We start from the raw sequence: 25810 nt of genomic DNA, 5'->3' as shown, positions 1-25810 counted from the left end.
CGCCGGAGGGGGGCGGGGGAAGCCGTGCAGTCTAGTACGCGTACGTGACGACGTCCTCGCGCACCTTGGAGACGATGCCGCCCCAGTTGCCGTTGGCGTAGTGGTTGTACGCCTCGCCGTCGTCACGCAGGGAGACGGTGTGGAAGCTCCACTTCGCCCGGCCGTCGCTGCACGCCGCCGTGCCCGTGTTCAGCGTGCCGCCGCAGAACCAGTCGCCGGGGTTGCAGTAGGACCCGTTGCCGCTGCCGGACACGCCACCCGTGGAGTGGTAGGCCACCGCCTCGTCGTCCTGGCCCGGGAGGATGCCGGAGTACAGCGTGCCCTTGGAGCCGGCGAACATGTAGAACCAAACGTTGCGCGTCGTGTTGTGGTTGAACATGGCGCGCGCCGTCGTGGTGACCAGGTCGCTCACCACCGGATCGCTCACCGCCCAGTCGCCGTGGTCCGCCAGCTCACTGCCGCCGCCCGCGCCGGACGCGATGTCCACCCACTTGATGTTCCAGCCCGTCTGCGTGGAGCCGTCCAGGTTGCCGCACTCGCCGTTCGCGTTGGGCGTGGCGTTCTTCTTCGTGCGTGCGCTGCCGCCGTACAGCGACAGGGCGTAGCCAATCTGCAGGTCACCGGCGCTGTGCGCGGCGATGTAGCACCAGTTGCTGCCCGTGCAGAAGCAGTCCAGCGCGTTGCGGATCCGGTAGTTCTCCGTGCCGATGCGCTGCGAGCCGTTCCAGTTGACCGCCTTCTTGTTCACGCCCGCCGCGGTGCTCGCCGGCCCCCAGTTGCTGAAGTCGTTGTAGTTGCCCGCCTGCGTGTTGCCGCCGTTCTTGCCGTGGATCCACAGGGTGTAGTTCGTCGCGGCGGCTTCGGTGCTCACCAGCAGCGTCACGGCGGCCACGGCCGCACCCATCAGCGTCTTCATCGAGGTGTGTCTCCAAGGGCCTCTCGCGCAGACGAGAGGGCTTTCGCACGGCCCCAGACCGAGCGAGGGGACGACCAGTCTAGAAGCCGATTTCCAAGAAAGCGATAACCCGACAGCCCTGCTGTCATGGGAAGAGCTGACGCACTGCGCCGGCCTGGAGCGTCAACCCAGGGCCTCGACGCCGCCGTCACGCACGAAGCGCTCCAGGCGCCCCAAGGCTTCCGGCAGGTTCGCGCGACCCAGGCCCAGGCGGAAGTGAGCGCCGGGGAAGCCATACACATCACCGGGCAACAGGAGCACACCCTCGCGGGCGATGAGCGCTTCGGTGAAGCGGGCCACGGGGAGTTCCCGCACGAGGCGCGGGAAGGCCACGCTGCCGGCGCGCGGGCGCACCCAGTGGAAGGTGTCCGCGTGGCGGGCGAAGAAGGCGTCCAGCAGCGCGAGGTTCGCGGTGAGCAGGCCCCGGCTGCGCGCCAGCACCTGCTCCTTCGCCTTGAGGGCGATGAGGGCCAACAGCTCGCTGGGGGCGCTGTTGCAGAGCGAGGTGTAGTCCTTGAAGGCGCGGCAGCGGGCCAGCAGGTCCGCGTCCCGGCTCGCGAGCCACCCCACGCGCAGCCCCGCGAGCCCGAACGCCTTGGACATCACGCCCAGGCTCACGCCCCGGGGAAAGCACGACGCGGCGGGCGGCAGCGTGTCCTGCGGGTCGTACTCCAGCAGGCGGTACACCTCGTCGGAGAAGAGCTGGATGCCGCGCGCTTCGCAGAGCGCGCACAGGGCCTGGAAGGTGGCGCGGTCCGGCAGCGCGCCCGTGGGGTTGTGGGGGAAGTTCACCACCACCACGCGCGTGTCGGGGCGCAGCGCGGCCTTCAGCGTGTCCAGGTCCAGCGCCCAGCCCGTGTCTTCACGCAAGGGCAGCAGCGTCACCTCCGCGCCGGTGGCGCGCGCCACCTCGTAGAGGGACTGGTAGCCCGGCCAGGTGACGACGGCGTGCGTGCCGGGGCCCAGTTGGACATTCATCGCCACGAAGAGGGCTTCCTGCGCGCCCGCGAAGGTGAGGATGTCGTCGGGCGTGAGGCCCGGGTACATCCCGGCGATGGCCTCGCGCAGCGCGGGCAGCCCGGGCGTCTCCGTGTAGCCCAGCGTCAGGTTGTCCCAACGCGCGCGGTCCTCCGGCGTCGCGAGCGCCAGCAGGTCCGCCATGCGCCAGCCCTCCACGTCGGAGGCGCACAGCAGGTAGGGCGCGGCGAACTCCCAGCGCGCGAAGTACCGCTCCAGTTCGAAGTCGGGGATGTGCATGACGTCCTTCACGGGAGGGCCGCCTGCCCGCCTGGGGGAAGGGCGAGCCATGGGCCTTTGCCGGACGGCCGAGCGGACGGGCGCGCAGCCGGGAGCCGCCGGTGGGCGATGCATAGCTTCCTGTCGCGACCCGTTGAAGCGCTTTCCCCGCTTTCCCATAGGGAGCCCGCATGGCCTCGACGAAGATCCCCCTCACGCTCCTGGACCCGGATGGCGGCTGGGTGAACGCCCCCGTCCATGTCTCGGAGCTCGATGGACTGCCCATCCTCCTGCACTTCTGGACCATGGACTGCGCCGACTGCGCCGCGCAGTTCGAGGCCGTGAACCAATGGATTGTCGACTACGGGCCGCGCGGCCTGAAGGTCATTGGCGTGGACGTCACCCATTCGGAGACGGAGCTGCGCGACACCAACAAGGTGGAGGGCTTCGCGCGCGAGCACGGCCTGCGCTACCCCATCGCGGTGGATGACGGCTCGATGGCGAAGGCCTACGGCGTGGACAAGCACCCGGCCTTCCTCCTCTTCGGTCCGGAGGGCCGGCTGACCAACCGCGCCACGGGCAAGGACGCGCTGCGCCGCATCCGCGCGCTGCTCAAGGACCTGCCCCAGCAGGGCCCCGCGCTGTCGGGCGAGGTGTCCGACGAAGAGGAAGCCCAGGCCCCGGCCGGGGCGTAGCGCGCGCCCGGGCCGCACCCTTCCACTTCTTCCCTTCTGGAGTCGCACCATGGCTGAACGACGTCACACCGAGCGAAAGGGCCTCTCCCTGGGCACGCTGGCCGCGGGCATGGGGGCCGCGGCCGTGGGCGTGCGACGCATGCTCCGGCCCCGCTTCAGCTTCAAGGACCGCACGGTGGTCATCACCGGCGGCTCACGCGGGCTGGGGCTGGTGATGGCGCGCCTGCTGTTGCAGGAGGGCGCGCGGGTGGCCATCTGCGGCCGCGACGGCGAATCGCTGGAGCGCGCCCGCGTGGAGCTGGAGCGCGGCGGAGGCGAGGTGCTGGCCCACCGCTGCGACGTGCGCGACCAGGTGCAGGTGGAGGCGATGGTGGGCGCGGTGCACGCGCACTGGGGCGCGGTGGACGTGCTCATCAACAACGCGGGCATCATCATGGTGGGCCCCCTGGAGTCCATGACGCTGGAGGACTTCGAGGAGGCCATCGACGTGCACCTGTGGGGGCCTCTGTACACGACGCTCGCGGTGGTGCCGGAGATGAAGCGGCGCGGCGAGGGCCGCATCGTCAACATCTCCTCCATTGGCGGCAAGGTGAGCGTGCCGCACCTGGTGCCGTACTCCGCCAGCAAGTTCGCGCTGGTGGGGCTGTCGGACGGGCTGCGCACGGAGCTGGCCCAGGACGGCATCCGCGTGACGACGGCGTGCCCGGGCCTGATGCGCACGGGCAGCCCGCGCAACGCCTTCTTCAAGGGCAACCACGAGAAGGAGTACGCGTGGTTCCACGTCAGCGATTCGACGATGGGCCTGTCGATGAGCGCCGAGCGCGCGGCGGGGAAGATTCTCGATGCGTGCCGGAGGGGTGACGCGGAGGCCCTGGTGGGCCTGCCCACGAAGCTCGCCACCGCGGGCCGGGCCCTGGCGCCCAACCTCACCGCGCTCCTGCTGGAGTCCTTCAACCGCTTGCTGCCCCAGGACAGCGACACGGACCGTCACAAGGGCAGCGAGAGCGAGACGCCCATCACGCGCTCGTGGCTCACGGAGATGAGCCGCCGCGCGGCGGAGCGCAACAACGAGAACGAGGTGTCCCTGCACTGAAGAAGGCCGGGACACCCGCGGCGCGCGACTACGCCTTGCCGTCCATCTCCGCGAGCTCCATGCGCCAGTGGCCGCGGTGCTCGTAGGCCTGCGCGAGCTGGTCGTTGAGGGCCGCGAGCATCTTCACGTTCCCGTCCTGCTCGTAGCCCTTCAAGGCCTCCGCGCAGGCGGGCACGCGCTGGAGGAACGTCTTCAGCGCGTCCAGGCTCAATTCCTTCACATACATCCCGTACCCCAGCTTCTCCAGGTACAGGGCATTGAGGACCTGTTCGAACTGGCCGCCCACGGGGATGCTCAAGAGCGGCTTGTGCAGGTAGACGGCCTCGCTCATCAGCGTGAAGCCGCCGCCGGCCACCACCGCGCGCGCGGTGCGCAGGTCGTCGATGAAGCCTGCCTCGCTGAAGGGCCGGTAGGTGAGGTTGCCCTCCACCACGTCCTCCTTGAGGTCGCGGCGCAGGCCGTAGACGCGGCACGGGACGCCGGACTGCTTGAGGATTTCGGGCAGGTGCGTGTTCGTCGTCGCCGTCTGGTAGACGAGCAGGTGCTCGCCCGGCTCCGACTTCGCCGCGATGATCTCCGGCCGGAGGATGGACGGCGCCAGCGTGGTGCGGCGCTTGCGCAGGGGCGGGTAGAAGAACGTCGTGGCCAGGTAGTGGAAGGCGCCGGGCAGCTTCGCCTTCACGATGGCGCGCGAGGCCTCGAAGCTCTCCTCGTGGCCGGCCAGCATGGCGGGGTCGTGCTGGCAGCGGTTGATGACCTGCATGTTGTCCACGCTGATGACGGGCAGCCGGTGGTTCTTCGCGAACAGGTAGCTGAACGTCTCGAAGTCGCTCACCACCACGTCCGGCTTGAAGCCCTCCACCAGGTCGAAGTACTGGCGCACGTTCTGCGGCCAGCCCTTCACGGCGCCCTGCAGGTTCTGCAGCACCGTCTGCCACTTCTTCACCGAGTTCCCCTCGTACGCGATGGTCAGGCCCCAGATGCCGTGCACGTTCTGGAAGCGCTGGGACAGGTAGCTCTGCGCCCGCCCTGACACCACGATGTGGACCTCGTGCTCCTTCGTCAGCGCCTCGAGCAGCACGCGCGAGCGCGTGGCATGGCCCATCCCTTCGCCGACGACCCCGTACAGGATTCGCATGGTCCGGAAGCATACGCTGTGGACGCCCTCCACCGCCCCGTTTGGCCCGCGTCGGTGCTACGCCTCGCGTCCATGTCCTCCCTCCCCTCCTCCCGGGGTGCCGCCCTGCTGCGCGCCGCGTCGCTCGGCCTGGTCGCCGGCCTGCTCCTGGGCGGGCTGGCCCTGCTGGCCCTGGGCGTGAAGGGCGTCTTCGTCCCCGCGGACTGCGCCGGCCTGTCCCCTCCCGAATGCCAGCTCAACCGGGAGACCGACCGCGACCTCGGCCGGGTCCAGACGCTCTCCGGCGGAGCGCTCGTCGCCCTGGGCTCCGCCCTCTTCGCCCTCACCCGCCCCCGTCCCCCAGATGCGCCCGAGCCCTGAACCCGGCGCACAAGCAGGCACAGACAATCCCCGTAGTGCTACTAATTACTACTGGCCCGGCCATTAGGTTTGAGGGTAGGAGACGGCCTTATGCAGCTCGAATCATTGAAGATGTTCTGTGACGTGGTGGAGACCGGCTCGTTCTCTCGCGCCGCGCAGCTCAACCATGTGACCCAGTCGGCGGTGAGCCAGCAGATCCGCGCGCTGGAGAACCGCTATGAGCAGAAGTTGCTCTCACGCAGCGCGCGGCAGGTGACGCCGACGCCCGCGGGCGAGCGCCTGTTCCGGGGCTGCAAGGAAATCCTCGCGCGCTTCGCGGAGGTGGAGCAGGAGATCCGCGAGCAGGCCACGGAGGTCCAGGGCGCCACCACGGTGTCCACCATCTACTCGGTGGGCCTGCACGAGCTGAACGCCGTGCAGAAGCAGCTCTTGAAGACGCACCCCAAGGTCAACATGCGCCTGAACTACCGGCGCAATGATCAGGTCTACGACGACGTGATTCTGGGCGCGGCGGAGATTGGCATCGTGGCCTACCCGCAGCCGCGCGCGGGCGTGGACATCCTGCCGTTCCGCGACGACAAGCTCGCCGTGGTGTGCGCGCCCAACCATCCGTTCGCCACCAAGGCGAAGGTGAGCGTCACCGCGCTGTCGGGCGTGCCCTTCATCGCCTTCGACCGCGAGGCCCCCACGCGCAAGGCGTTGGACCGCCTGTTCCGCGAGAAGAACATCGACATCAATCCGGTGATGGAGATGGACAACGTGGAGACCATCAAGCGCGCGGTGGAGATGGGCCTGGGCGTGGCCATCCTCCCGCTCGCCACGGCCCACGCGGAGATCAAGGCGGGCACGCTGGTGGCGAAGCCCTTCGCCGAAGGGCCCGTGTCGCGCCCCATCGGCCTGCTCATCCGCAAGGGCAAGTACCTGGACCGCGCGTCCGCCGCCGTGCTGGAGGCCTTCAAGCAGGCCGCCCTGATTCCGCACGACGACTGACGCATCACCGCACCACGAACAGCAACCCCGGCGCGCGCTCAGTACATCTTGCGCAGCCGGGCGGCGAAGAAGCCGTCGTAGCCCTCTGGACCCGGCAGCGTGCGCAGATACGCCTGGGCGAGCGGCAGCTTGAGGCCCGGCAGCACCGGCGGCTCCGCGGTCCACTCCGGGTGGCTGCGCAGGAACATCTCCACCTGGTCCTGTCCCTCCTGCGGCTCCGGCGTGCACACCGCGTACACGAGCAGGCCCCCGGACGGCACCGCTTCCTGGCAGTTCTCCAGGATGCGCCGCTGGAGCGTGGCCAGCCGCGACACGTCCTCCTCCTTGCGGCGGTAGCGCAGCTCCGGGTGCCGGCGCAGCGTGCCCAGCCCCGTGCAGGGCGCGTCCACCACCACCGCGTGGAACTCGCCCCAGGCTTCCGGGAACGGCTCCGACGCGTCGTGCGCGAACGCCTTCAGGCGGCCGGACAGCCCCAGCCGCTGGGCCTCCGCTTCAATCTTCCGCAGCTTGTTGGCGTGCAGGTCCACCGCCACCACGTCGTGCGTCTCCGCTTGGTGACAGGCCTTGCCGCCCGGCGCCGCGCACGCGTCCAGCACGCGCGCGGACTCCGGGATGTGGCCGTAGACACCGACGAGCTGCGCGGCCTCGTCCTGCACCTGCCACAGCCCTTCGGAATAGCCGTACAGGTCCTCCACCCGGCCCACGGGCGGCAGGATGATGCCCACGGGCGAGGACTCCGTGGGGCGCGCGTCCACGCCCACTTCCTTCAACTGGGCGAGCAGCGCGTCGCGCGTCACCTTGGACGTGTTGGCGCGCACCACCACCGCGGGCGGCAGGTTGTTGGCCACCAGCATGGCTTCGGCGCGCTCGCGGCCGAACTGGCGGATCCACCGCTCCACCAGCCAGCGCGGGTGGCTTTCGCGAATGGACAGGTACTCCACCGGGTCCTTCTGCGAGGGCAGCGGCGCGGACGGCAGCTCCGACAGCTTGCGCAGGATGGCGTTGGTGAAGCCCGCCGCGCGCGCGAGCCCCACGTCCTTCAGGGCCTGCACGGTCTCCGCCACGGCGGCGCGGGCGGGCACGCGGGTGTGGAAGAGCTGGTAGGCGCCCACGCGCAGCGCGGCCAGCACCTTGTCCTCCAGCGCATCCAGCTTGCGGTCCGCGAAGCGGGTGATGGCGTAGTCCAGCGCCATCTGCCGCCGGGTGGCGCCGTACGCCAGCTCCGTGACGAGCGACGCGTCGCGTGGGTCCTTGGGCGGGTGTTCGGAGAGCGCCGTGTCCAGCACGACGTTGAGGTAGGCGTCCGTGGCGCGCACGCGCGCGAGGATGTTGATGGCGAGGGTGCGGGCGTTCATCCTTCTTCCAGCCGGGTCATCAGATGCACCAGTTGCTCGTCCGTCATCCGCGTCGCGGGCAGATGGGACAGGGTGAGGCTCTGGAGGCTGTCCTCCAAGAGCTCGCGGTGGCCACTCTCCGCGGGTTCGCCACGCTGGACCTGCTGATACTTCGCGCGTGCCCAGGTGGCCAGCTCCGCTTCACTCATCCGTCCCGCCAGGCGGTCGGCGATCTTCTGGCGCACGAGCGCGCGCGTGAGCAGGTCCGACGCGGGGGTGGCCCCCGCCTTCGCCGCGCGCCCCAGCGTCTTGCCCGTCCGGCCCTCCGACTTCGCGTCGGACGACGAGGACGTCTTGCGGCCCAACGTCTTCAGCGGCCCTCCCGCCTCCGCCGTGCGCGCCAGCGAGCGCGCGGGCGCCGCCAGCCGCGTCAGGTCCGTCGCGCCACCCTTGAGCGGGTGCACGCGGCCCACCAGCTTGGGCGTGGGCCGGGGCGCGGCCTCCGTCGGCTCCGGCTCCGAACCGGCGCCCTTGCCCTTGCGGCGGCCCAGGGTCTTCACCGGCCCGGGGATGGCGGGGTGGAAGATGCCGCTGGAGAACGTCTCCAGCGCCTGGAGGTAGGGCTCGAAGCCGTGCAGCCCCAGCACCTGCATCGCGCACGCCTCGGCCACCACGGACTCGCGGGCGGGCGGCTTGAGCAGCACCTCGATGGCGGGCAGCCCCACCGCCTCCAGCGCCTCCTTCAGCGCGTAGGACGTGAAGAGGCCCGCCGGGTTGATGAGGATGCCCTCCACGTTCTTGCGCTCGGCGTGCAGCGTGTCGATGAGCACGCCCTCGTGGTTGGACTGGACGATCTTCAGCTCCAGGCCCAGCGCCTTCGCCTTCGCGCGCAGCGCGGCGTCCAGGTCCGACAGGCGTCCCCCGGCCGCGTCCTCGCGCTCGCCCAGCAGGTTGAGGTTCGGACCGTGCAACACCAGCAGCTTCATGCCCATCGACAAGACTCCCAGGCCTTCCAAGACCGCACGACGCGAAGATTCCACATGGCGCTCGGGGGCGCGCTCATGACGTGAACGGCTGACTGCCCGGCTGCAATTTGTGGCCGGAGAGGAAGTCCGCCGCGCGCATCACCCGCTTGCCCTCCGGCTGGACGTCCAGGAGGACGAGCGAGCCCTCGCCGCACGCCACCTCCAGGCCCTCTGGCCCCGCGGACAACACCGTGCCGGGCGCGCCCTTTCCCGCGGCGGGCCGCATGCGGTGCACCTTGAAGACCTTGCCTCCCAGCAACGTGTACGCGCCGGGCCATGGCGTGAAGGCGCGCAGCCGCCGGTCCAGCTCCACCGCGGATTTCGTGAAGTCCAGCTTCGCGTTCTCCTTGTCGATGATGGGCGCCAGCACCATGCCCTCGGACGGCTGGGGCGTGGGCGCCAGCTCCCCGCGCAGGTAGCGCGGCAGGGATTCCCGCAGGAGATCGCCGCCCAGCGCGGCCAGCTTCGGGTGCAGCGTGGCGCTCGTCTCGTCCGGGGCGATGGGCAGCCGCTTCATCGCCAGCATGGGGCCGGTGTCCAGGCCCTCGTCCATCACCATCAGCGTCACGCCCGTCTCCGCGTCGCCGTGCGCGATGGCCCACTGGATGGGCGCGGCGCCCCGGAAGCGCGGCAGCAGCGACGCGTGCACGTTGACGCAGCCCTTCACCGGCAGGGCCAGCAGGTCCTTGGGGAGAATCTTGCCGTAGGCCGTCACCACGCAGACGTCGGGCGCGTACTGGCGCAGCTCTTCTGAAAAGGGCGGCGTGCGCAGCTTCTGCGGCTGGAGCACGGGGATGCCCTTCTCCAGCGCGCGCTCCTTCACGGGCGGCGCGGCGAGGGCGTTGCCCCGGCCCTTGGGCTTGTCCGGCTGGGTGACGACGGCCACGACGTCACCCACGTCGAAGCAGGCCTCGAGCGACGCCACGGCGAACTCGGGCGTGCCCATGAAGACGATGCGGGGTCGGCTCATTGTGAGGGGAGTCCCTTGGGGAAGAGGAAGGGCGGCCTTCAGGCCACGGACTTGAAGGCACCGGACGGCGCGGACGCATCCACCGCCTGGCGCTTGCGCGCGCGCAGGGCCTCCAGCGTGGACAGGGCCTCGCGCACCTCGGGCGTGGTGCCCAGGGGCTTGAGCACCTGGAGCGCCTGCTCCAGCGCCAGGGCCTCGTCGGCCTCGCGCTGACGGATGCGGTCCACCGCCTCGCTGAAGCGCCCGAAAAAGGCCCTCAATTCGTCCTTGCGCCGCAGGGGGCGCAGGCGTGGATAGCGGCCGGCCGCGAGCGCCGCGACGTACAGGCTCATCACGTGGACGGGGCCCGCCACACGGTGCGTGAACAGCAACCCGAACAGGCCGAGCGCGATGCCCATGCCCACGGTGCCCGCGCCGGTGAGCCACCAGAGGGATTCGGTGCCTGACAGTCCGCCCTCCTCCGCCATCCCCTGGACCTGGAGTGCGAGCACACCGAACAGAAGCATGCTTCCCGCTCCCATCCCCGTCAGCAGCAGGATGTATTTGAGCTGGAACTCACGGTCGAGCAGGTAGGTCCGGCGCAGGAGGTTCGGACGCGACGCGTTACGACTGTCTTCGGCGAGGGCCATGTCGTTGACCAGCGTACCCCAGGAGTCGGTAGAGGTTTGCGTCCTTTGACGTGTCGGAACTACACCCGACAGCACGCGCTGACTTTTGGACGCAAAGGAGCCCCATGTCCCGCTCACTCGTCGCCCTGTCCCTCGCGGTGTCCTGCCTCACGCTTGGAGGCTGCAAGAAGGAGGACCCCACCTCGCCGGAGTACTGGCAGTCCAGCATGGAGGGGGCGAAGCGGCCGGATGACCGGGTGCGAGTGATTGAGTCGCTCCGCACGTCGGGCAACGTCAACGAACAGTTCCTGCCCATGCTCCACGCGAAGCTGTCGTCGGAGCGCAAGCCGGAGGTGAAGGCGGCGGTGGCGCGGACGCTGGGGGATTTGCACCACCCGTCCTCGCTGGAGCCGCTGACGGCCGCGTTGGATCCGTCCGCGAGCGACGCGTCCGAGCAGCAGGTGAACAAGGCGGTGGTGACGGCGCTGGGCAAGATTGGCGACGCGCGCGCGGTGCCGTCGCTGGTGCCGCTGTTGCGCAGCAAGGACAACTACACGCGCATCGAGGCCGTCCAGGTGCTGGGCGCGCTGAAGGCGAAGTCCGCGGTGGAGCCGCTCATCGCGATGGCCACCGACGAGGCAGCGGAGCCCTTCCTCAACAAGAAGGCCATTGAAGCGCTGGGGCAGATTGGCGACCCGCGCGCCATCCCCGCCCTGCTGCGCACGCTGACGAAGGAGCGCCGGGGCGTATCCTTCTACGTGGAGAGCAGCTTCGCGCTGTACCAGCTGGGCACGCCCGCCGCGGACGCGCTGCTGCCGGCGCTGGAGGGCAAGGACCCGGAGCTGCTGTCGTGGGCCAAGGCCCAGGGCGTCAACCCGGCCAGCTACCCGATGAAGGCCGCGCAGGTGCTGGGCGACCTCCGGGAGAAGCGCGCGGTGCCGTCGCTGGTGAAGCAGCTGTCGTTCACGCATTCGGATCCGCAGATTCAAGCGCTGGTGCGCATGCAGGCGGCGGACGCGCTGGGGCGGATGCGCGCCCCGGAGGCGGTGAAGCCGCTCAGCGCGCTCGTGGCCGAGCCGGACCCCACCGTGCGCGACGTCTACGTGCGCGCGCTGGTGATGGTGGGCAGCCGCGACGCGCTCCCCGCGCTGGAGAAGGCGGCGGGCAGCCCGGACTGGTACGCGCGCGAGGTGGCGCTCAAGGGCATCGCGCTGCTGGGGGATGCGCGGGAGCAGCCGGTGCTCGCGAAGCTCGCGGCCGCGGAGCCCGCGCGCACCGCGTCCGATTGCAAGGTGACGGGTGAGGAGGGCTGCGAGGACGCGGCGGCGCTGGGCAAGAAGCGCGCGGACCTGGTGCTGGGCCACGGCGCGGTGCTGGAGGCGGCGCAGGCGTGCGCGGGCAACGCGGGCTGCTGGTCGCAGCGGCTGCCCAAGGCGGACCCGGTGATGCTGGAGCGCGCGGCGCTGGAGCTGGGGCGCTCGGGCGCCGTGGACCAGGGGCCCACGCTGGCCACGCGGCTCACGGAGAAGAACACCGAGGCGCGCGCCACGGTCATCCAGGCAGTGGACTGGCTCACGGACGAGCCCGCCGCGGCGAAGAAGGTGCGCGAGGCGTCCCTGCCCGCGCTGCGCAAGCAGCTGGAGGACGAGAAGGGCAACTCCCACTTCGTGCGCGTCAACGAGGACCTGCGCCGGCTGCTGGTCAAGCTGGAACGGACCTGACGCCATCCTCTGACGCGCGCAGGGCGGGCGGCATGCGCTCCACCGCGTGGTGGAGCACGCCCAGCTGGCGCACCAGCCGTGACACCTGGGTGCGCGCCAGCGCGTCGGTGCCTTCCACCGGGGGCACCTCGCGCCGGAGGCCCCCGGGCACGCGGCGCGCCACCAGCGCCTGGGACAACTCCTCCAGCGCGTCCGACGCGTAGCGCACCACCGGGCCCAGGTCCGACGTCGGGTGCCACGCGCGGCTCGCCGCCAGCGCCGTCACCGCCGCGGTGAAGCGCCGCGCGAAGGTGATGAGCGCCATGCCCGGCTCCAGCTCCTTCGCGGGCCCCTTCCATTCACTGAGCAGCCGCTGGAAGGACGCCTCCGCGGACAGCAGCGCCACGCCCACCTTGCGCCGCGCCTCGCGCAAGTCGGACTCCGTGGGCACCGGCGTCCGCGCCACCTCCCGCAGGTAGTCCCGATCCGCCCGCAGCACGGAGGCCACCTCCTCCGGGAAGCGCGCGTGTTCAGGGCTGGGCCACAACAGCCGCATGCCCACCAGCGCCAGCGCGCCGCCCAGCAGCGTGTTGAGGATGCGCACGCCCGCGAGCTGCCAGTCCCCCGACTGGATTTCGGCGAGCAGCACCAGCGCCGGCGCGAGCAGCACCTGGAAGACGGTGAAGTTGAGGGGCCGCACGCTCACCGACACGCAGACGAGCACCACGATGGCCGCGAGCATCATCCACTTCGCGGGCAGCACGTGCACGAGCCCCATGGCCAGCACGCTGCCCACCAGCGTCCCCGCCACGCGTTGCAGCCCCTTCTCCGCCGTGAGGCCCGCGTAGGGTTGCAGCACGACGATGACGGTGATGGTCACCCAGTACCCGTGATTGAGCCCCAGGCCCTCCGCCACCGCCGTCGCCACCGTGGCGGTGATGCCCAGCCGCAGCGCGTGCCGGAAGATGACGGACTGGGGCGTCAGGTGGTCGCCCAGCACCGCCCACCAGGCGCGCTCATGGCCGGGAGCCGGGGCGAAGGGCTGCGTGTCGCGCTCGGGCAGGGGCGTGCGCTCCTCCAGCCGCGAAGCCACGTCCAGCGCCACCGCGCTGTACTCGCGCAGCCGTCCCAACAGGCCCGCGACGTGCGCGTACTGCGAGCGCGCCGGCTCCGGCCATCCGCCGTCGGCGGCGAGCAAACGCGTCACTCCTTCCGCGTCCCACGCGCTCGGCCCCGGCACCGAGCCCCGCGCCAGCGCGCCCACCACGCCCCGGAGGTCCACCGCCAGCGACCGCAGCGCGCGCTGCGCCTCCGTGCGGGCCGTGCGACAGGCCCCTTCACGCGGGGCTTCGTCCAGCGCCTCCGCCATCGCGGTGAGCAGCAGCGACAGCGCGTCCGCGTCCTCCAGCAACACCAGCAGGTGTTCGCCCCGGCCACTCTCCTCCTGGCGTCCCTGCCGCGTGGCGCCCAGCGTGGCGCGCGCCGTCTCCAGGGACTGCCGCATGCGCGCGGCCCGCTGCACCGCCTCCCACGTCCCCACGCGCGAGGGCCCTTCCAACGGCCAGCCCGCCACCGCCTCCGCGACGTTCGCCAGCTCCTCGTAGCAGGTGGCGATGGCGAGCCGCGCCGGGCGGTAGGGCCTCAGCGGCCAGAGCACCAGCCCCAGGAACATGGACCACAGGCCGCCCGCCACGAAGTACGCGGCCTGCATCAGCGCGGCCCCCGGCCCGTGCGACGGCAGCGCCAGCGACACCACGAAGAGGTTCGCCAGCAGCATCCCCAGGATGCCCGGTGTGTCGCCGAAGCTGCGCGCGAAGCCGCACGCCGTCACCCAGCAGAGCGTCAGCGCCACATCCACCCAGAAGGGGCTGGGCAGCGCGATGATCAACCCCACCACCGCGCCCAGCACCGTCATCGCGCCCATCGCGTGCGCGCGTGTGCGGTACGGCCCGCCCTTGTCCACCAGCGCCACGAAGAGCCCGGCCATCCCCGCCCAGGACGCCTGCGGCAGTTGCAGGAGCGCGGACACCGCCAGCGGGACGCCCAACGCCAGCCCCGTGCGCAGCCCCGCCGCCACCGCGGGCCGGCCCGGCTGGAAGCGGAAGAGGCCGGCGACGTGCCGGGGCAGGTGTCCCCGGGCGGAAGCCCCGCGCGGCGCCACCCAGCCTTCCGTCCCTGGCTCGCCTCCGTCCCCACGCATCCCACGTCCTTTCGTCAGGGGGCCCCTCACGAAAGGTGGGGTGCGCGGGCGCCGGAGACCGCCCCTGCCCGCCTGCATGCCTCCACGGCGGGCTCCAGCGACGGGCAGTGGGTGGACGACCGGTGCGGGAGGGCTCGAAAATGCTTCGAAATACAACCCGTGAGAGCCACCTACCTACCGGTTGGAATGTTCTTTGCGGGAAATGTGGGATGGCAACTTCATCAATTAAATCATGGGCTTGAGCCACAAATCGCCCTGTCGGATTCCCACGCACACGCAACCTTCGGGCGGCTGACCCGAGAATCAATTTGTTCGTCCCACTCCCCCGACCGAGACCTCCACCATGGCTCTTCGCACCGACCTCTCGAAGCCCGCCGTCATCCCCTCCCAGCGCACCGACGCGAAGCCCGCGAACACGGTGGCGAAGCCCACGGGCCCGGTGGGCATGAGCACCCAGTCCAGCTTCAGCGCGGGCGCGCCGAGCAAGGCGAAGGCGACCGTCGCGCTGAACGGCGTGGGCACGAAGGTGACGCCGGGTCCGGTGGACCTGAGCAGCCCCCAGGCGCAGCAGGCCGTGCAGCAGACGGTGGCGTACGTGAACCAGAAGAACCCGCAGCTGACCGGCATCACCGGCGGCACGTCGTTCTCGCCGCGCTCGGTGGAGCGGGATCAGCTGGGCATGACGCACGTGCGCATGGACCGCATGCACGAAGGCGTGAAGGTCTCCGGCGAGCAGGTCATCGGCCACCTGGACGCGAAGGGGCAGTTCGACAGCCTGACGGGCGACGTGTCCACCATCCCCGTGGGCCTGGGCAAGTCGCCCACGAAGCTCTCCGCGAAGGACGCGCTCGCGGTGGCGCAGAAGGACTTCAACGGCGGCACGACGCGCCCGCCCACCGTGGAGCGTGAAATCGTGAAGGGCCGCGACGGCCAGTACCGCGCGGCGTACCACGTGACGTTGACGGACACGTCCGTGACGGGCGGCAAGCAGCCCCGGTCGATGAACTACTTCATCGACGCGAACACCGGCGCGTCCATCAAGCAGTTCAACACCATCAGCCACTTCGACCGTCCGGGCGTCACCCGCGCGGGCGGCGCGGCGACCCCGTCGAAGACGCCCAGCACCACGCCCACGACGGGCGACAAGGGCCGCGCCACGGGCGTCGCGGACGACACGACGATGTACAGCGGCAAGGTGGACATCACCACGACGAAGAACAAGGACGGCACGTTCTCCCTGGAGGACAAGACGCGCGGCAAGGGCATCGTGACCTACGACGCGAAGAACGCGACGGAGGCGTCCGGCACCACGGGCTTCACCGACAAGAACGACGTCTGGGGTGAGAAGGGCGACCCGACGCGCGCCGCCACCGCCGTGGACGCGCACTACGGCGCGGAGATGACGTACGACTTCTACAAGGACATCCTCGGCCGCGACTCCATCGACGGCAAGGGTGAGAAGCTCGTCTCCTACGTGCACACCGACGTGAACCTGGTGAACGCGTTCTGGGACGGCTCGAAGATGCAGTACGGCGACGGCGACGGGAAGGACTCCGGCCCGCTCACCACGCTGGACATCGCGGGCCATGAAATCAGCCACGGCCTCACCGAGCGCACCGCGGGCCTGGAGTACGAGGGCGAGTCCGGCGGCCTCAACGAGTCCTTCAGCGACATCATGGGGACGGGCGTGGAGTGGTACGCCAGCCAGAAGAACAGCGGGGTGAAGTTCGACTGGTCCGTGGGCGAGGACGCGTGGACGCCCAAGAACGGCGACAACACGGACGCCCTCCGCTACATGAACGACCCGACGTCGGACGGCTACTCCGTCGACAACTACAAGAACTACCCGAAGCAGACGGAGGTGCACGGCTCCAGCGGCATCGCCAACAACGCCTTCTACCTGCTGACCGAGGGCGGCAAGAACAAGACGTCCGGCCTGGAGGTGAAGGACGGCATCGGCATGGAGAAGAGCCTGAAGATCTTCGGCCGCGCCCTCACCACGTACATGACGCCGCAGACGAACTTCTCCCAGGCCCGCGCGGCCACGGTGAAGGCCGCCACGGACCTGTACGGCAAGGACTCCACCGAAGTGAAGAAGGTGCAGGACGCCTGGACCGCCGTGGGCGTGAAGTAGTCACACCACGAGCACCGCGCTCGCCGTAACCAGGGCGAGCGCGGCTGCTCCGGGCGTCACGTCACCGGGAACGGATTGCGCTCGTTGAACTGCCGCTGGTGGAAGTACGGGTAGGGCCAGGGCACGTTGCTCGCGGCATCCAGCGTGGCCACCTGCGCGGGCGTGAGGTTCCAGCCGATGGCGCCCAGGTTCTGGCGCAGCTGCTCCTCCGTGCGCGCGCCGATGATGACGTTGGCCACGGTGGGCCGCTGGAGCACCCAGTTGAGCGCGACCTGCGGCACCGTCTTGCCCGTCTCCTGGGCGACGACGTCGAGCGCGTCCACGACCTTGTACAGGTACTCCTCCGGCACCTGCGGGCCGCCGCTCGCGGTGGCCGGGTTGTTGAGGCGGCTCGTCTCCGGACGCGGCTGGCCCCGGCGCAGCTTGCCGGTCAGCCGGCCCCAGCCCAGCGGGCTCCACACCACCGCGCCCACCTTCTGGTCCTGCGCGAGCGGCATCAGCTCCCACTCGTAGTCGCGGCCGACGAGCGAGTAGTACGCCTGGTGCGCCACGTAGCGCGCCAGGTTGTAGCGCTCCGACACCGCGAGCGACTTCATCAGGTGCCAGCCGGAGAAGTTGGAGCAGCCGATGTAGCGGATCTTCCCCGCGCGCACGAGGTCGTCCAGCGTGTTGAGCACCTCCTCCACCGGCGTCACCGCGTCGAAGGCATGAAGCTGGAACAGGTCGATGTAGTCCGTCTTCAGCCGGCGCAGGGCGGTCTCCACCGCGCGCGTGAGGTGGAAGCGCGAGGAGCCCACGTCATTGGGACCGGTGCCCATGCGGAACGTCGCCTTGGTGGAGATGATGGCCTGGTCGCGCCGCCCCTCCAGCGCCTTGCCGAGGATCTCCTCCGCGAGCCCGGCGGAGTAGCCGTCCGCGGAGTCGAACATGTTCACGCCCGCCTCCATCGCGATGTCCACCAGCCGCGTGGCCTCCTTCACGTCGCTGGAGCCGAAGCCCTTGAAGAACTCGCCCGAGCCGCCGAACGTGCCCGTGCCCAGGCTGAGGACGGGGACCTTGAATCCAGAACCACCGAGCTGCCGGTACTCCATGACATTCACCTCGTGACGGACGCGGAAACAGGCGGCCCACGTAACGAGGGGTGGCGCGACGCGCAACCGGGATTGCGCCCAGCGTCGACTGCGCGTCGTGCTTGATGCGGCCGGAGCGCGCGCCCAATATGCGCCCGCCTCCAGGCCCCCCAAGCTTCGGGCGGGGAGGCAGGGGTCCACCACGTGAGCACGTCAGCGCCGCCGTCATCGGGCCGTCCCGCGGGAGGCTTGGCCGCCGTCCTGCGGGCCCTGCGCTACCTGCGCCGCTACCGCCTGGAAGCAGGGGGCGCCCTGCTGTCGCTGCTGCTGGTATCGGTGGCGAACCTGGGCGCGCCGCAGATGATCCGCATCGCCATCGACCAGGGGCTCGCGCGCGGGGAGCGCCGCCCGGTGCTGCTGGCGGTGGGGGGCCTCGTCGCCATCGCGCTGGGGCGGGGGTTGTTCAACTTCCTCCAGGGCTACCTGGCCGAGCGCGCGTCGCAGGGCGTGGCGTTCGATTTGCGCGACGCGCTCTTCGCGCGCATCCAGCGGCTCTCCTTCAGCTACTACGACCAGGCTCAGACGGGGCAATTGCTCACGCGGCTCACCAGCGACGTGGAGGCGGTGCGCACCTTCGTGGGCAGCGGCGTGGTGCAGTTCGCGGCGGCGGCGGCGATGCTCGTGGGCTGCACGGGCCTGCTGCTGTGGTTGGATCCGGTGCTGGCCCTGGCGGCGCTCGCGTCCGTGTTCCCCATCCTCTTCGTGCTGCGCTCGTTCGTGACGAAGATGCGGCCCCTGTTCGGCCAGCTCCAGGCACTGCTGGGCACGCTCAACACCACGCTCCAGGAGGACCTGCGCGGGCTGCGCGTGGTGCGCTCCTTCTCCGGCGAGGCGCGGGAGGTGGAGCGCTACGGCCGGACGAACGACCAGCTCCACTCGCAGAACCTGCGGCTGGTGGACGCGCTGTCCAACAACTTCCCCTTCGTCAGCTTCTTCGCCAACCTGGGCACGTTGATGGTGGTGGGCGTGGGCGGCTGGCGCATCTTCCACCAGCAGCTCTCGCTGGGGGAGCTGGTGGCCTTCAACAGCTACCTGGCCTTCCTGTTGATGCCGCTGATGACGCTGGGCTTCCTCGCGGCCAGCCTGTCGCGGGCGAGCGCGTCCGCGCTGCGCGTCTTTGAATTGCTCGACACCGCGGTGGAGGTGACGGACCGCCCGGGCGCCGTGCCGCTGCCGCCCTTGCAGGGCCGCATCGAATTGCGCGACGTGCGCTTCCGCTACGCGGGCGGCGAGCGGGAGATTCTGCGCGGCGTGAGCGTGACGCTGGAGCCCGGGCAGTTGGTGGCGGTGCTGGGCACCACGGGCTCCGGCAAGAGCACGCTCATCAACCTGCTGCCGCGCTTCTACGACGTCACCGGGGGCGCGGTGCTGGTGGACGGACACGACGTGCGGGACGTGACGCTCGCCAGCCTGCGCTCGCAGATGGGCGTCGTGTTGCAGGACGCGCTGCTGTTCTCCGGCACGGTGCGCGACAACATCGCCTACGGCCACCCGGACGCGACCCAGGCGCAGGTGGAGGCGGCGGCGGAGGCGGCGCAGGCGGCGGAGTTCATCCGCGAGCTGCCGCAGGGCTACGACACGGTGGTGGGTGAGCGCGGCGTGGGGCTGTCGGGCGGACAGCGGCAGCGGCTGGCCATCGCTCGGGCGCTGCTCACCGATCCGCGCCTGCTCATCCTGGACGACAGCACGTCGGCGGTGGACGCGCGGACGGAGACGGCCATCCAGGGCGCGCTGGACACGCTGATGCGGGACAAGCGCAGGACGGCGCTCGTCATCGCCCAGCGGATCAGCACCGTGCGCGACGCGGACCTCATCCTCGTGCTGGACGAGGGGCGCATCGCCGCGCAGGGCCGGCACGAAGAGCTGCAGGCCACGAGCGAGCTGTACAACGACATCCTCGGGTCGCAGCTCCAACCCGCGCACCAGGAGGGAGCAGCATGAGGCGGCCAGGAGACATCGAGTCGCTAGCGGCGCTGGAGGCCGGGCGGGCGGTGCGGCGCGGCAAGGTGCTGCGGCGGCTGGTGGGCGAGCTGCGCCCGCATGCGCGCATGTTGGGGGTGGCGCTGGGGTTCATCCTGGTAGGCGCGCTGTGCCAGGCGGCGGGGCCGTACCTGGTGAGCCGGGCCATCGACCACGACATCGGCTCGGGGGACGGGCGCGGGCTCACGAAGACGCTGGCGGTGCTGTTCGTCGTCTATGCGGTGGGCGCGGTGGCGCAGCGGGCGCAGACGCGGCGGGTGGGCCACGCCGGGCAGCACGTGCTGGCGGACCTGCGCAAGCGCCTCTTCGAGCGGCTCCAGCACCTGCCGCTCGCGTGGTTCGACCGCCGGCCCCTGGGCGACCTGATGAGCCGCCTGTCCAGCGACGTGGACACGCTCAACCAGCTCTTCGCGCAGGGGCTGACGCAGCTGTTGGGGTCGCTGCTGGGGCTCGTGGGCGTGCTCGTCGCGATGCTGGCGTTCAACGTGCGGCTGGCGCTGGCGTGCTTCTCCATCATCCCGGCCATCCTGTTCACCACCTGGTTCTTCGCGGCGCGGGCGCGCAATGCCTACCGCAAGACGCGCCAGACGGTGGGCGACGTGACGGCCAACCTCCAGGAGGAGATTGGGGGCGTGCGGCAGGCGCAGGCGTTCAACCGCACGGAGAAGAACATCGAGCGCTTCCGCGACCGCAACGCCGCCAACCGCGACGCGAACGTGTCGGCGGTGGGCATCACCTCCGCGTTCTCGCCGGCCATCGACCTGCTGTCCACGCTGTCCATCGCGCTCGTGATTGGCTACGGCGGCATCCTGGTGCTCGCGGGCGAGCTCACCGTGGGAGGCGTGGCCGCGTTCCTCATCTACGTGGCGCAGTTCTTCCGGCCGGTGCAGTTGGCCGCGTCCGTGGCCACGCTGATGCAGGCGGCACTCGCGGGAGCGGAGCGCATCTACGCCATCCTCGATGAAGCGCCGGAGCCGCCGGACGTGCCCGGCGCGGTGGAGCTGGGGCCGCTCAAGGGCCAGGTGGTGTTCGAGGGGGTGTCCTTCGGCTACGACCCCGCGCGTCCCGTGCTGCGCGACGTGTCCTTCCGCTTGGAGCCCGGCCAGACGCTGGCGCTGGTGGGCCGCACCGGCGCGGGCAAGACGACCGTGGCCAGCCTCGTGCCGCGCTTCTACGACGTGACGGCGGGCACGGTGCGCATCGACGGGGAGGACGTGCGGCAGGTGACGCGCTCCAGCCTGCGCCGCCAGATGGCGATGGTGCTCCAGGAGCCGTTCCTCTTCAGCGGCAAGGTGGCGGACAACATCGCCTACGGGAAGCCGGGCGCCACCCGCGAGGACGTGGAGGCGGCGGCGAAGGCGGTGCACGCGCACGACTTCATCCGCGCGCTGCCGCAGGGTTACGACACCGTGATGGGGGAAGGCGGCGCCACGCTCAGCCAGGGCCAGCGGCAGCTGCTCGCGTTCGCGCGCGCGGTCATCGCGGAGCCCCGGGTGCTCATCCTCGACGAGGCGACGGCGAACATCGACACGCGCACGGAGGCGCTCATCCAGATGGCGCTCGGCCGGCTGCTGTCGGGCAGGACGAGCATCGTCATCGCGCACCGGCTCAACACCATCCGCCACGCGGACCTCATCCTGGTGCTGGAGCAGGGCGCCGTGGTGGAGCGCGGCACGCACGAGGAGCTGCTCGCGCAGGGGGGCGTCTACGCGGACCTCTACCAGCAGCAGTTCCACGACGTTCCCGAAAAGGCCCAGGCGCTCGGCTGAAGCACGACCGGGTTGCGCGGGCGGTGGCCCCCCGTTACCAGGCGGGCAGGGGTGCGTCCTCGCGGCTTCGTGAGGACCCGAGCGCTTCGCGGTCGGGGTCGCCATCTCCAGCATTCATCGCGACACGGCGCCCCTTTTCCCCTCTGGCAGGGAGCAGACATGGCAGGCAGTCGAGGAACAGCACTGGTGACGGGCACGTCCGCGGGAATCGGCGCGGTGTACGCGCAGCGGCTGGCGGCGCTCGGGTATGACCTGGTCCTCGTCGCGCGGCGCGAGGAGCGGCTCGTGGCGCAGGCGGCGGAGCTGAAGGCGGCGCACGGCATCCGCGCGGAGGTGCTGCGGGCGGACCTCACGGCGGACGGGGACATCCACCGGGTGGCCGCGCGCGCGGCGGGCGGGGACATCTCCCTGGTCATCAACAACGCGGGCATCGGGGGCTATGGGCCCTTCGCGCAGGTGGAGCCGTCGGCGCTGGAGGGGCTGGCGCACCTGCACATCCTGGCGCCCATGCTGGCCACGCGGGCGGCGCTGCCGGGCATGATTGAGCGGGGCCGGGGCGCGGTGATCAACGTCGCGTCCCTGCTCGCCTTCTCCGGCTCGCTGCCTCCAGTGCCCCTGCCCCACCGGGCCACGTACGCGGGCGCGAAGGCGTTCCTCGTGCACTTCACCCGTGCGCTCGCGGGCGAGCTGAAGGGCACACCAGTGCGCGCGCAGGTCGTCTGTCCGGGAATGACGGCCACCGAGTTCAACGGCGGCTATGCCGGCGCGATGTCTCCGGAGGATGTCGTCACCGCCTCGCTGGTGGCGCTGGAGCGCGGCGAGACGGTCTGCGTCCCCGGGCTGGAGGCCGCAGAGGCGCTCGTGGCCCTGGAGCAGGCGGAGCTGGGGATGCTGCGCGGCAGCAGCGTGAAGCTCGCCGGCCGCTACCGCACGCCCTGACGTTTCCCCTTCACACACACGACTCTTGAAGCACTTCCAGGAGGAAGACCCATGAGCGGCACTTCAACGCGTCCCGTGGAGAAGAGCGGCACCTTCAAGCTGGGCGGCGACCTGCCCGTCCACCGGCTGGGCTATGGCGCCATGCAGCTGACCGGCCCCGGCATCTGGGGCCCGCCCAAGGACCGGGCGGAGGCGGTGCGCGTGCTGCGTCGCGCGCTGGAGTTGGGCGTGGACTTCATCGACACGGCGGACTCCTACGGGCCGTACTACAGCGAGGAGATCATCGCGGAGGCCCTGCACCCGTACGCGAAGGGCGTGGTGGTGGCGACGAAGGCGGGCCTGGTGCGCACGGGCCCCGGCGAGTGGCACCCGGTGGGCGCGCCCAAGTACCTGCGCCAGCAGCTGGAGATGTCGCTGCGCCGGCTGAAGCTGGAGCGCATCGACCTGTACCAGTTGCACCGCATCGACCCGAAGGTGCCGGTGGAGGAGTCGCTGGGCGAGCTGAAGGCGCTGCAGAAGGAAGGGAAGATCCGCCACATCGGCCTGTCGGAAGTGTCGGTGGCGGAGATCGAGCGGGCGCGCAAGGTGGTGGACGTGGTGTCGGTGCAGAACCGCTACAACCTGACCGACCGCGTGCACGAGAAGGTGTTGGACTACTGCGAGAAGGAGAACCTGGGCTTCATCCCGTGGTTCCCGCTGGCGACGGGCGGGCTGGCGAAGCCGGGCGGCACGCTGGACTCGGTGGCGAAGAAGCACAACGCCACGCCCTCGCAGATCGCCCTGTCGTGGCTGCTGGCGCGCTCGCCGGTGATGCTGCCCATCCCGGGCACGTCCTCCGTGAAGCACCTGGAGGAGAACCTCGCGGGCGCGGAGGTGAAGCTGGGCAAGGAAGAGCTGGCCGCCGTGGACGCGCAGGCGTCGGGGCGCTGAAGCCGCTCCTGCGTCGAGCGAAGCGTCCCACTGGCACGACGGCCGGTGGGACGTCCGCGCCACGCAACCGGCCTCAAGTGACGAGCGCCCTCCGACCCCGAATCTTCGTGAAGGCGTGCTCGCTCAGATAGGCGTAGCTCTGGGGCGCGCGCAGCTCGGGCGAGATGTCTCCCAGGGGGAAGGGCTTCTGGAACACGTGGACCTTCCCGACGCGGATCGCGACGCCCCCCTCGCAGCGCGAGAAGTATCGGTCGTAGTCCTCCTTCAAGATGGCGCCCACGCGCGAATAGCGACGCCAGAGCTGCGAGGGAGGAGCCTCATCAATGCCAAGGATCTCGAAGAACCCGACGACCTGCTTCACCGGGCTCGAGGAGTAGACGACGACGTGTGACACCTCCCGGCGGAAGGCACGCTTCCGGAACTCGACCCGCTTGAGGCCATCCAGGATGGGCGTCGCATAGCGAGGTTGGATCGGCAGCAGGACTACAGCCCGAGGCGACGGCGGAGCCATTCACGACCTCCCTGCTGGACCGTGGTGATGGACTGCGGAGGGCCGTTGAGCACTCCGTTGCGACAGAGGTCACCCAGAAGAATTGGCTCCTTCAGGATGACGGCTTGTCGGAAGTGGATGGCGAGCACTTCGCCATTCGAGCACAGCGCTTCGATGTCGCGAAGGGAGAAGACCGTCCGCTTCCCCACCGTGGCGGCAATCTCGCGGGCATCGGCGGACACCAGCGTCTGCTCCGCGACGCCGATGACCGTCACGGCCTTTCGGGAGTGACTCAAATAGAAGAGCAGCGGGGCTCCTGGCCCGATCTGCCGGGTCAGCGCCCGGCACAGGTACACCTTGCGCAGCCCGTTACCGAAGGGGTGGGCTCCAGGCTCGAGCGACAGCTGCGAGTCCGCATCCGGGAAGAGCAGATGGTGGAACCGCGGCTCGATGGGGATGATGAAGGCAGGGGCTTCAAACCTCATCGCGGGAGGACCATGACGCACGTGGAACTCAAGTGGTGCGACCTGCTCGGACGTCTCCACGGCCCTCAGTTGCTTCACGAGGATGAGTTCACCGGTCTCCGTGCGCCCTTCCACCCGGAAGCCAAAGTCCTCGAACACGGCCATCAGGGCGCCCTGCCGCTCGTAGGCCGTCACGTAGACAAACGCGTGCCCGTTCTTCGAGGCATGCTCGAAGACGCTCTTGAGCAGGAGTTCGCCCAGGCGGCGTCCCTGATGCGCGGGCGCGACCTTGAAGGTGCAGAGCTTCAGGGTTCGACCCTTGAATCCCAGGACGCCCTCCTCATCCTTGATGAGGCAGAGCGCCGCCAGGTGATGCCCATGCCCCCGCACCACCCAGCATCGGCGGTGCTCCTCCTGACACTTGCGGAGCCATGAGTCGAACGGAGGGTAGTCACCCCGAAGGCTGTCGAAGAAGGGGTCCTCCACATCAACATCATGAGCGAACGTGAATTCAACCGCCGGCGGCGGCTGAGCGAACGTGTCGCGCAAGCCCTGCAGCATCCCCAGGGCTTCTTCCACCGTGGCAACGCGCTCGTTCAGGCCCACGCGCTTCGCCTTCCGGTGGATGCGGAGGTCTTCGGTCACCAAGACGCCCACCGCATTGGACCGCACGGCCGCCAGCAGCTGGTGATCCACCCAATCATTGGAGTGGACTTCCGGGCTCCCCAGGATCTCGGTCCAACTGGCCGGCACAGGCGGCGGAGCGGGAAGCAGAAGATATTTTCCGAGCAGCAGCTCCCGAAGCTGGCGGCGCCCTTCATCTCGGTCTCGCTCGACATCCACCTTCATGGCCGGATGGATGAAGAGCTGATAGCGAGCGTCTTCAATGGCTCTCAACAGGGTCGCGGCGGGCTTCGTCAGCTCTTCGATCTGCTCGGGCGACGTGGGTTCCAGCGGGATCAGGACATTCGTATCGATCAGGATTCTCATGGCATCCCCCCTCAGTGCTGTCATGAGCCGCCGAGCCTACTCACGCATCTGACACGCGTGGCCGCTGAGCCGCGTCCGTCACTTCCGCTTCACGTAGCGCAGGAGGAGCGTCACCAGCTCCTCCTGGAGCGCCCCTTCAGTCAGGGCGTTGGGGCGCTCCACCACCGCGCGGTGGATGACCGCGTGGGACACCGTGTCGATGATCCACAGGGCCAGCTCCGGGTCCGGGACATCGGTGGAGAACTTGCGGAACGCCTCCAGCATCGGCGCGTCCTCCGGGCTCCCCTGCCTTGAGCGGCGCGCGGGCAGCTCCTCCGTCAGCGCGTGGTGCAGCTTCGGGTTCACCGCGTGCGCCGCGAAGCCCAGCGCCACCAGCGTCCGGATGAGGTCCTCCAGATTCTTGAAGGTCCGCGTCGCCAGCACCTCCGCCGCGGCCTTGCGCTGCTCCTTCACGTGCCGGCGCGACACCTCCGCGACCAGCGCCTCCTTCCCCGGGAAGAACTGGTACAGCGACGCCACGTTGACGCCCGCGCGCTCCGCGATGCGGTTGGTCGTCAGCTTCGCGTACCCGTCGCGGACCAGAATGTCAGCCGTCGCCTGCACCAGCGCGTCCACCGTCGCGCGCGAGCGATCCTGAAGGGGCGTCTTCCGAGGGGAAAGCTTCGCGCGCGGCATGCCGG

At 70.2% G+C, this 25810-nt stretch carries 22 protein-coding genes; 10 read left to right on the top strand and 12 right to left on the bottom strand.

Annotated features, from left to right (window positions below):
* Window positions 1–31: 31 nt before the first annotated feature.
* Together D7V97_RS06810 and D7V97_RS06805 are read right to left on the bottom strand one after the other, a co-directional pair.
* On the bottom strand, window positions 32–916 hold the full coding sequence (locus tag D7V97_RS06810) for a hypothetical protein (protein ID WP_120609778.1): 885 nt from the start codon (window positions 914–916) through the stop codon (window positions 32–34).
* 162 nt (window positions 917–1078) lie between these two features.
* Window positions 1079–2212, bottom strand: a complete 1134-nt coding sequence (locus tag D7V97_RS06805) for an aminotransferase class I/II-fold pyridoxal phosphate-dependent enzyme (RefSeq protein WP_120609777.1) — start codon at window positions 2210–2212, stop codon at window positions 1079–1081.
* Between the two features lie 170 nt (window positions 2213–2382).
* Here D7V97_RS06805 and D7V97_RS06800 point away from each other — a divergent pair, with 170 nt between their 5' ends.
* Both D7V97_RS06800 and D7V97_RS06795 read left to right on the top strand, forming a co-directional pair.
* Entirely contained in the window at window positions 2383–2886 is a 504-nt protein-coding gene (locus D7V97_RS06800) for a peroxiredoxin (RefSeq protein ID WP_120609776.1), read from the top strand.
* 49 nt (window positions 2887–2935) lie between these two features.
* Window positions 2936–3979, top strand: a complete 1044-nt coding sequence (locus D7V97_RS06795) for an SDR family oxidoreductase (protein ID WP_120609775.1) — start codon at window positions 2936–2938, stop codon at window positions 3977–3979.
* A gap of 28 nt (window positions 3980–4007) precedes the next feature.
* Here D7V97_RS06795 and D7V97_RS06790 read toward each other — a convergent pair whose 3' ends face one another.
* Entirely contained in the window at window positions 4008–5117 is a 1110-nt protein-coding gene (locus tag D7V97_RS06790) for an MJ1255/VC2487 family glycosyltransferase (RefSeq protein WP_120609774.1), read from the bottom strand.
* A 72-nt stretch (window positions 5118–5189) separates the two neighbouring features.
* Here D7V97_RS06790 and D7V97_RS06785 point away from each other — a divergent pair, with 72 nt between their 5' ends.
* Both D7V97_RS06785 and D7V97_RS06780 read left to right on the top strand, forming a co-directional pair.
* Window positions 5190–5477: a hypothetical protein gene (locus tag D7V97_RS06785; protein WP_120609783.1), complete on the top strand. Its 288-nt coding sequence runs from the start codon at window positions 5190–5192 to the stop codon at window positions 5475–5477.
* Window positions 5478–5567: 90 nt separating this feature from the next.
* Window positions 5568–6467, top strand: coding sequence for a LysR family transcriptional regulator (locus D7V97_RS06780; RefSeq protein WP_120609773.1), 900 nt, complete (start codon window positions 5568–5570; stop codon window positions 6465–6467).
* A 38-nt stretch (window positions 6468–6505) separates the two neighbouring features.
* On the opposite strand, the gene rsmB is transcribed toward D7V97_RS06780, so the two are convergent.
* The 4 genes from rsmB to D7V97_RS06760 all read right to left on the bottom strand — a co-directional run bounded on the left by rsmB (window position 6506) and on the right by D7V97_RS06760 (window position 10425).
* Window positions 6506–7822, bottom strand: coding sequence for a 16S rRNA (cytosine(967)-C(5))-methyltransferase RsmB (gene rsmB / locus D7V97_RS06775; protein WP_120609772.1), 1317 nt, complete (start codon window positions 7820–7822; stop codon window positions 6506–6508).
* On the bottom strand, window positions 7819–8793 hold the full coding sequence (locus tag D7V97_RS06770) for a type II 3-dehydroquinate dehydratase (RefSeq protein ID WP_199728725.1): 975 nt from the start codon (window positions 8791–8793) through the stop codon (window positions 7819–7821). Before D7V97_RS06770 ends, rsmB begins: the two co-directional genes overlap by 4 nt.
* 67 nt (window positions 8794–8860) lie before the next feature.
* Entirely contained in the window at window positions 8861–9796 is a 936-nt protein-coding gene (fmt, locus tag D7V97_RS06765) for a methionyl-tRNA formyltransferase (RefSeq protein WP_120609771.1), read from the bottom strand.
* A gap of 38 nt (window positions 9797–9834) precedes the next feature.
* Window positions 9835–10425, bottom strand: a complete 591-nt coding sequence (locus tag D7V97_RS06760) for a signal protein (RefSeq protein WP_120609770.1) — start codon at window positions 10423–10425, stop codon at window positions 9835–9837.
* Between the two features lie 104 nt (window positions 10426–10529).
* On the opposite strand from D7V97_RS06760, the gene D7V97_RS06755 reads away from it, so the two are divergent.
* Window positions 10530–12125 (top strand): HEAT repeat domain-containing protein, encoded by a 1596-nt coding sequence (locus tag D7V97_RS06755; protein WP_120609769.1) that lies wholly within the window; start codon window positions 10530–10532, stop codon window positions 12123–12125.
* Here D7V97_RS06755 and D7V97_RS06750 read toward each other — a convergent pair.
* On the bottom strand, window positions 12106–14304 hold the full coding sequence (locus D7V97_RS06750; RefSeq protein ID WP_120609768.1) for an FUSC family protein: 2199 nt from the start codon (window positions 14302–14304) through the stop codon (window positions 12106–12108). The genes D7V97_RS06755 and D7V97_RS06750 overlap by 20 nt on opposite strands.
* A gap of 343 nt (window positions 14305–14647) precedes the next feature.
* Here D7V97_RS06750 and D7V97_RS06745 point away from each other — a divergent pair, with 343 nt between their 5' ends.
* Window positions 14648–16438: a M4 family metallopeptidase gene (locus D7V97_RS06745; protein ID WP_120609767.1), complete on the top strand. Its 1791-nt coding sequence runs from the start codon at window positions 14648–14650 to the stop codon at window positions 16436–16438.
* 56 nt (window positions 16439–16494) lie between these two features.
* On the opposite strand, the gene D7V97_RS06740 is transcribed toward D7V97_RS06745, so the two are convergent.
* The gene (locus D7V97_RS06740) at window positions 16495–17529 is read right to left on the bottom strand and encodes an aldo/keto reductase (RefSeq protein WP_120609766.1); all 1035 of its coding nucleotides are present in this window, start codon (window positions 17527–17529) and stop codon (window positions 16495–16497) included.
* A 228-nt stretch (window positions 17530–17757) separates the two neighbouring features.
* Here D7V97_RS06740 and D7V97_RS06735 point away from each other — a divergent pair, with 228 nt between their 5' ends.
* From D7V97_RS06735 to D7V97_RS06720, 4 genes are all read left to right on the top strand, one after another.
* Window positions 17758–19509, top strand: coding sequence for an ABC transporter ATP-binding protein (locus D7V97_RS06735; protein WP_233582551.1), 1752 nt, complete (start codon window positions 17758–17760; stop codon window positions 19507–19509).
* Window positions 19506–21317, top strand: a complete 1812-nt coding sequence (locus tag D7V97_RS06730; protein ID WP_120609764.1) for an ABC transporter ATP-binding protein — start codon at window positions 19506–19508, stop codon at window positions 21315–21317. Before D7V97_RS06735 ends, D7V97_RS06730 begins: the two co-directional genes overlap by 4 nt.
* Before the next feature lie 159 nt (window positions 21318–21476).
* Window positions 21477–22256 (top strand): SDR family oxidoreductase, encoded by a 780-nt coding sequence (locus D7V97_RS06725; protein ID WP_120609763.1) that lies wholly within the window; start codon window positions 21477–21479, stop codon window positions 22254–22256.
* A 51-nt stretch (window positions 22257–22307) separates the two neighbouring features.
* Window positions 22308–23186 carry an aldo/keto reductase gene (locus tag D7V97_RS06720; protein ID WP_120609762.1) on the top strand — a complete coding sequence of 293 codons (879 nt, stop codon included), beginning with the start codon at window positions 22308–22310 and terminating at the stop codon, window positions 23184–23186.
* Between the two features lie 73 nt (window positions 23187–23259).
* Here the strand turns inward: D7V97_RS06720 and D7V97_RS06715 are convergent, their stop codons facing one another.
* The 3 genes from D7V97_RS06715 to D7V97_RS06705 all read right to left on the bottom strand — a co-directional run bounded on the left by D7V97_RS06715 (window position 23260) and on the right by D7V97_RS06705 (window position 25805).
* Complete coding sequence (locus D7V97_RS06715) at window positions 23260–23697, bottom strand: hypothetical protein (protein WP_120609761.1); 438 nt, start codon at window positions 23695–23697, stop codon at window positions 23260–23262.
* Complete coding sequence (locus tag D7V97_RS06710) at window positions 23670–25130, bottom strand: GNAT family N-acetyltransferase (RefSeq protein ID WP_158623296.1); 1461 nt, start codon at window positions 25128–25130, stop codon at window positions 23670–23672. Before D7V97_RS06710 ends, D7V97_RS06715 begins: the two co-directional genes overlap by 28 nt.
* Before the next feature lie 78 nt (window positions 25131–25208).
* Entirely contained in the window at window positions 25209–25805 is a 597-nt protein-coding gene (locus D7V97_RS06705; RefSeq protein ID WP_120609759.1) for a TetR/AcrR family transcriptional regulator, read from the bottom strand.
* Between the last annotated feature and the right edge of the window lie 5 nt (window positions 25806–25810).

It is taken from the genome of Corallococcus sp. CA053C, assembly GCF_003611675.1.
Lineage (GTDB): Bacteria > Myxococcota > Myxococcia > Myxococcales > Myxococcaceae > Corallococcus.
This window is presented reverse-complemented; position numbering and strand designations above follow the sequence as displayed.

Excerpts from the sequence above, each read along its gene's own strand:
- D7V97_RS06720 (WP_120609762.1), top strand. The coding sequence starts at position 22,308 with ATGAGCGGCACTTCAACGCGTCCCGTGGAGAAGAGCGGCACCTTCAAG.
- D7V97_RS06740 (WP_120609766.1), bottom strand. The coding sequence starts at position 17,529 with ATGGAGTACCGGCAGCTCGGTGGTTCTGGATTCAAGGTCCCCGTCCTC.
- D7V97_RS06770 (WP_199728725.1), bottom strand. The coding sequence starts at position 8,793 with ATGGGCATGAAGCTGCTGGTGTTGCACGGTCCGAACCTCAACCTGCTG.
- D7V97_RS06785 (WP_120609783.1), top strand. The coding sequence starts at position 5,190 with ATGTCCTCCCTCCCCTCCTCCCGGGGTGCCGCCCTGCTGCGCGCCGCG.
- D7V97_RS06790 (WP_120609774.1), bottom strand. The coding sequence starts at position 5,117 with ATGCGAATCCTGTACGGGGTCGTCGGCGAAGGGATGGGCCATGCCACG.
- fmt (WP_120609771.1), bottom strand. The coding sequence starts at position 9,796 with ATGAGCCGACCCCGCATCGTCTTCATGGGCACGCCCGAGTTCGCCGTG.
- D7V97_RS06800 (WP_120609776.1), top strand. The coding sequence starts at position 2,383 with ATGGCCTCGACGAAGATCCCCCTCACGCTCCTGGACCCGGATGGCGGC.
- D7V97_RS06780 (WP_120609773.1), top strand. The coding sequence starts at position 5,568 with ATGCAGCTCGAATCATTGAAGATGTTCTGTGACGTGGTGGAGACCGGC.
- D7V97_RS06755 (WP_120609769.1), top strand. The coding sequence starts at position 10,530 with ATGTCCCGCTCACTCGTCGCCCTGTCCCTCGCGGTGTCCTGCCTCACG.
- D7V97_RS06745 (WP_120609767.1), top strand. The coding sequence starts at position 14,648 with ATGGCTCTTCGCACCGACCTCTCGAAGCCCGCCGTCATCCCCTCCCAG.
- D7V97_RS06725 (WP_120609763.1), top strand. The coding sequence starts at position 21,477 with ATGGCAGGCAGTCGAGGAACAGCACTGGTGACGGGCACGTCCGCGGGA.
- D7V97_RS06760 (WP_120609770.1), bottom strand. The coding sequence starts at position 10,425 with ATGGCCCTCGCCGAAGACAGTCGTAACGCGTCGCGTCCGAACCTCCTG.
- D7V97_RS06750 (WP_120609768.1), bottom strand. The coding sequence starts at position 14,304 with ATGCGTGGGGACGGAGGCGAGCCAGGGACGGAAGGCTGGGTGGCGCCG.
- D7V97_RS06810 (WP_120609778.1), bottom strand. The coding sequence starts at position 916 with ATGAAGACGCTGATGGGTGCGGCCGTGGCCGCCGTGACGCTGCTGGTG.
- rsmB (WP_120609772.1), bottom strand. The coding sequence starts at position 7,822 with ATGAACGCCCGCACCCTCGCCATCAACATCCTCGCGCGCGTGCGCGCC.
- D7V97_RS06795 (WP_120609775.1), top strand. The coding sequence starts at position 2,936 with ATGGCTGAACGACGTCACACCGAGCGAAAGGGCCTCTCCCTGGGCACG.
- D7V97_RS06705 (WP_120609759.1), bottom strand. The coding sequence starts at position 25,805 with ATGCCGCGCGCGAAGCTTTCCCCTCGGAAGACGCCCCTTCAGGATCGC.
- D7V97_RS06730 (WP_120609764.1), top strand. The coding sequence starts at position 19,506 with ATGAGGCGGCCAGGAGACATCGAGTCGCTAGCGGCGCTGGAGGCCGGG.
- D7V97_RS06710 (WP_158623296.1), bottom strand. The coding sequence starts at position 25,130 with ATGAGAATCCTGATCGATACGAATGTCCTGATCCCGCTGGAACCCACG.
- D7V97_RS06805 (WP_120609777.1), bottom strand. The coding sequence starts at position 2,212 with ATGCACATCCCCGACTTCGAACTGGAGCGGTACTTCGCGCGCTGGGAG.
- D7V97_RS06715 (WP_120609761.1), bottom strand. The coding sequence starts at position 23,697 with ATGGCTCCGCCGTCGCCTCGGGCTGTAGTCCTGCTGCCGATCCAACCT.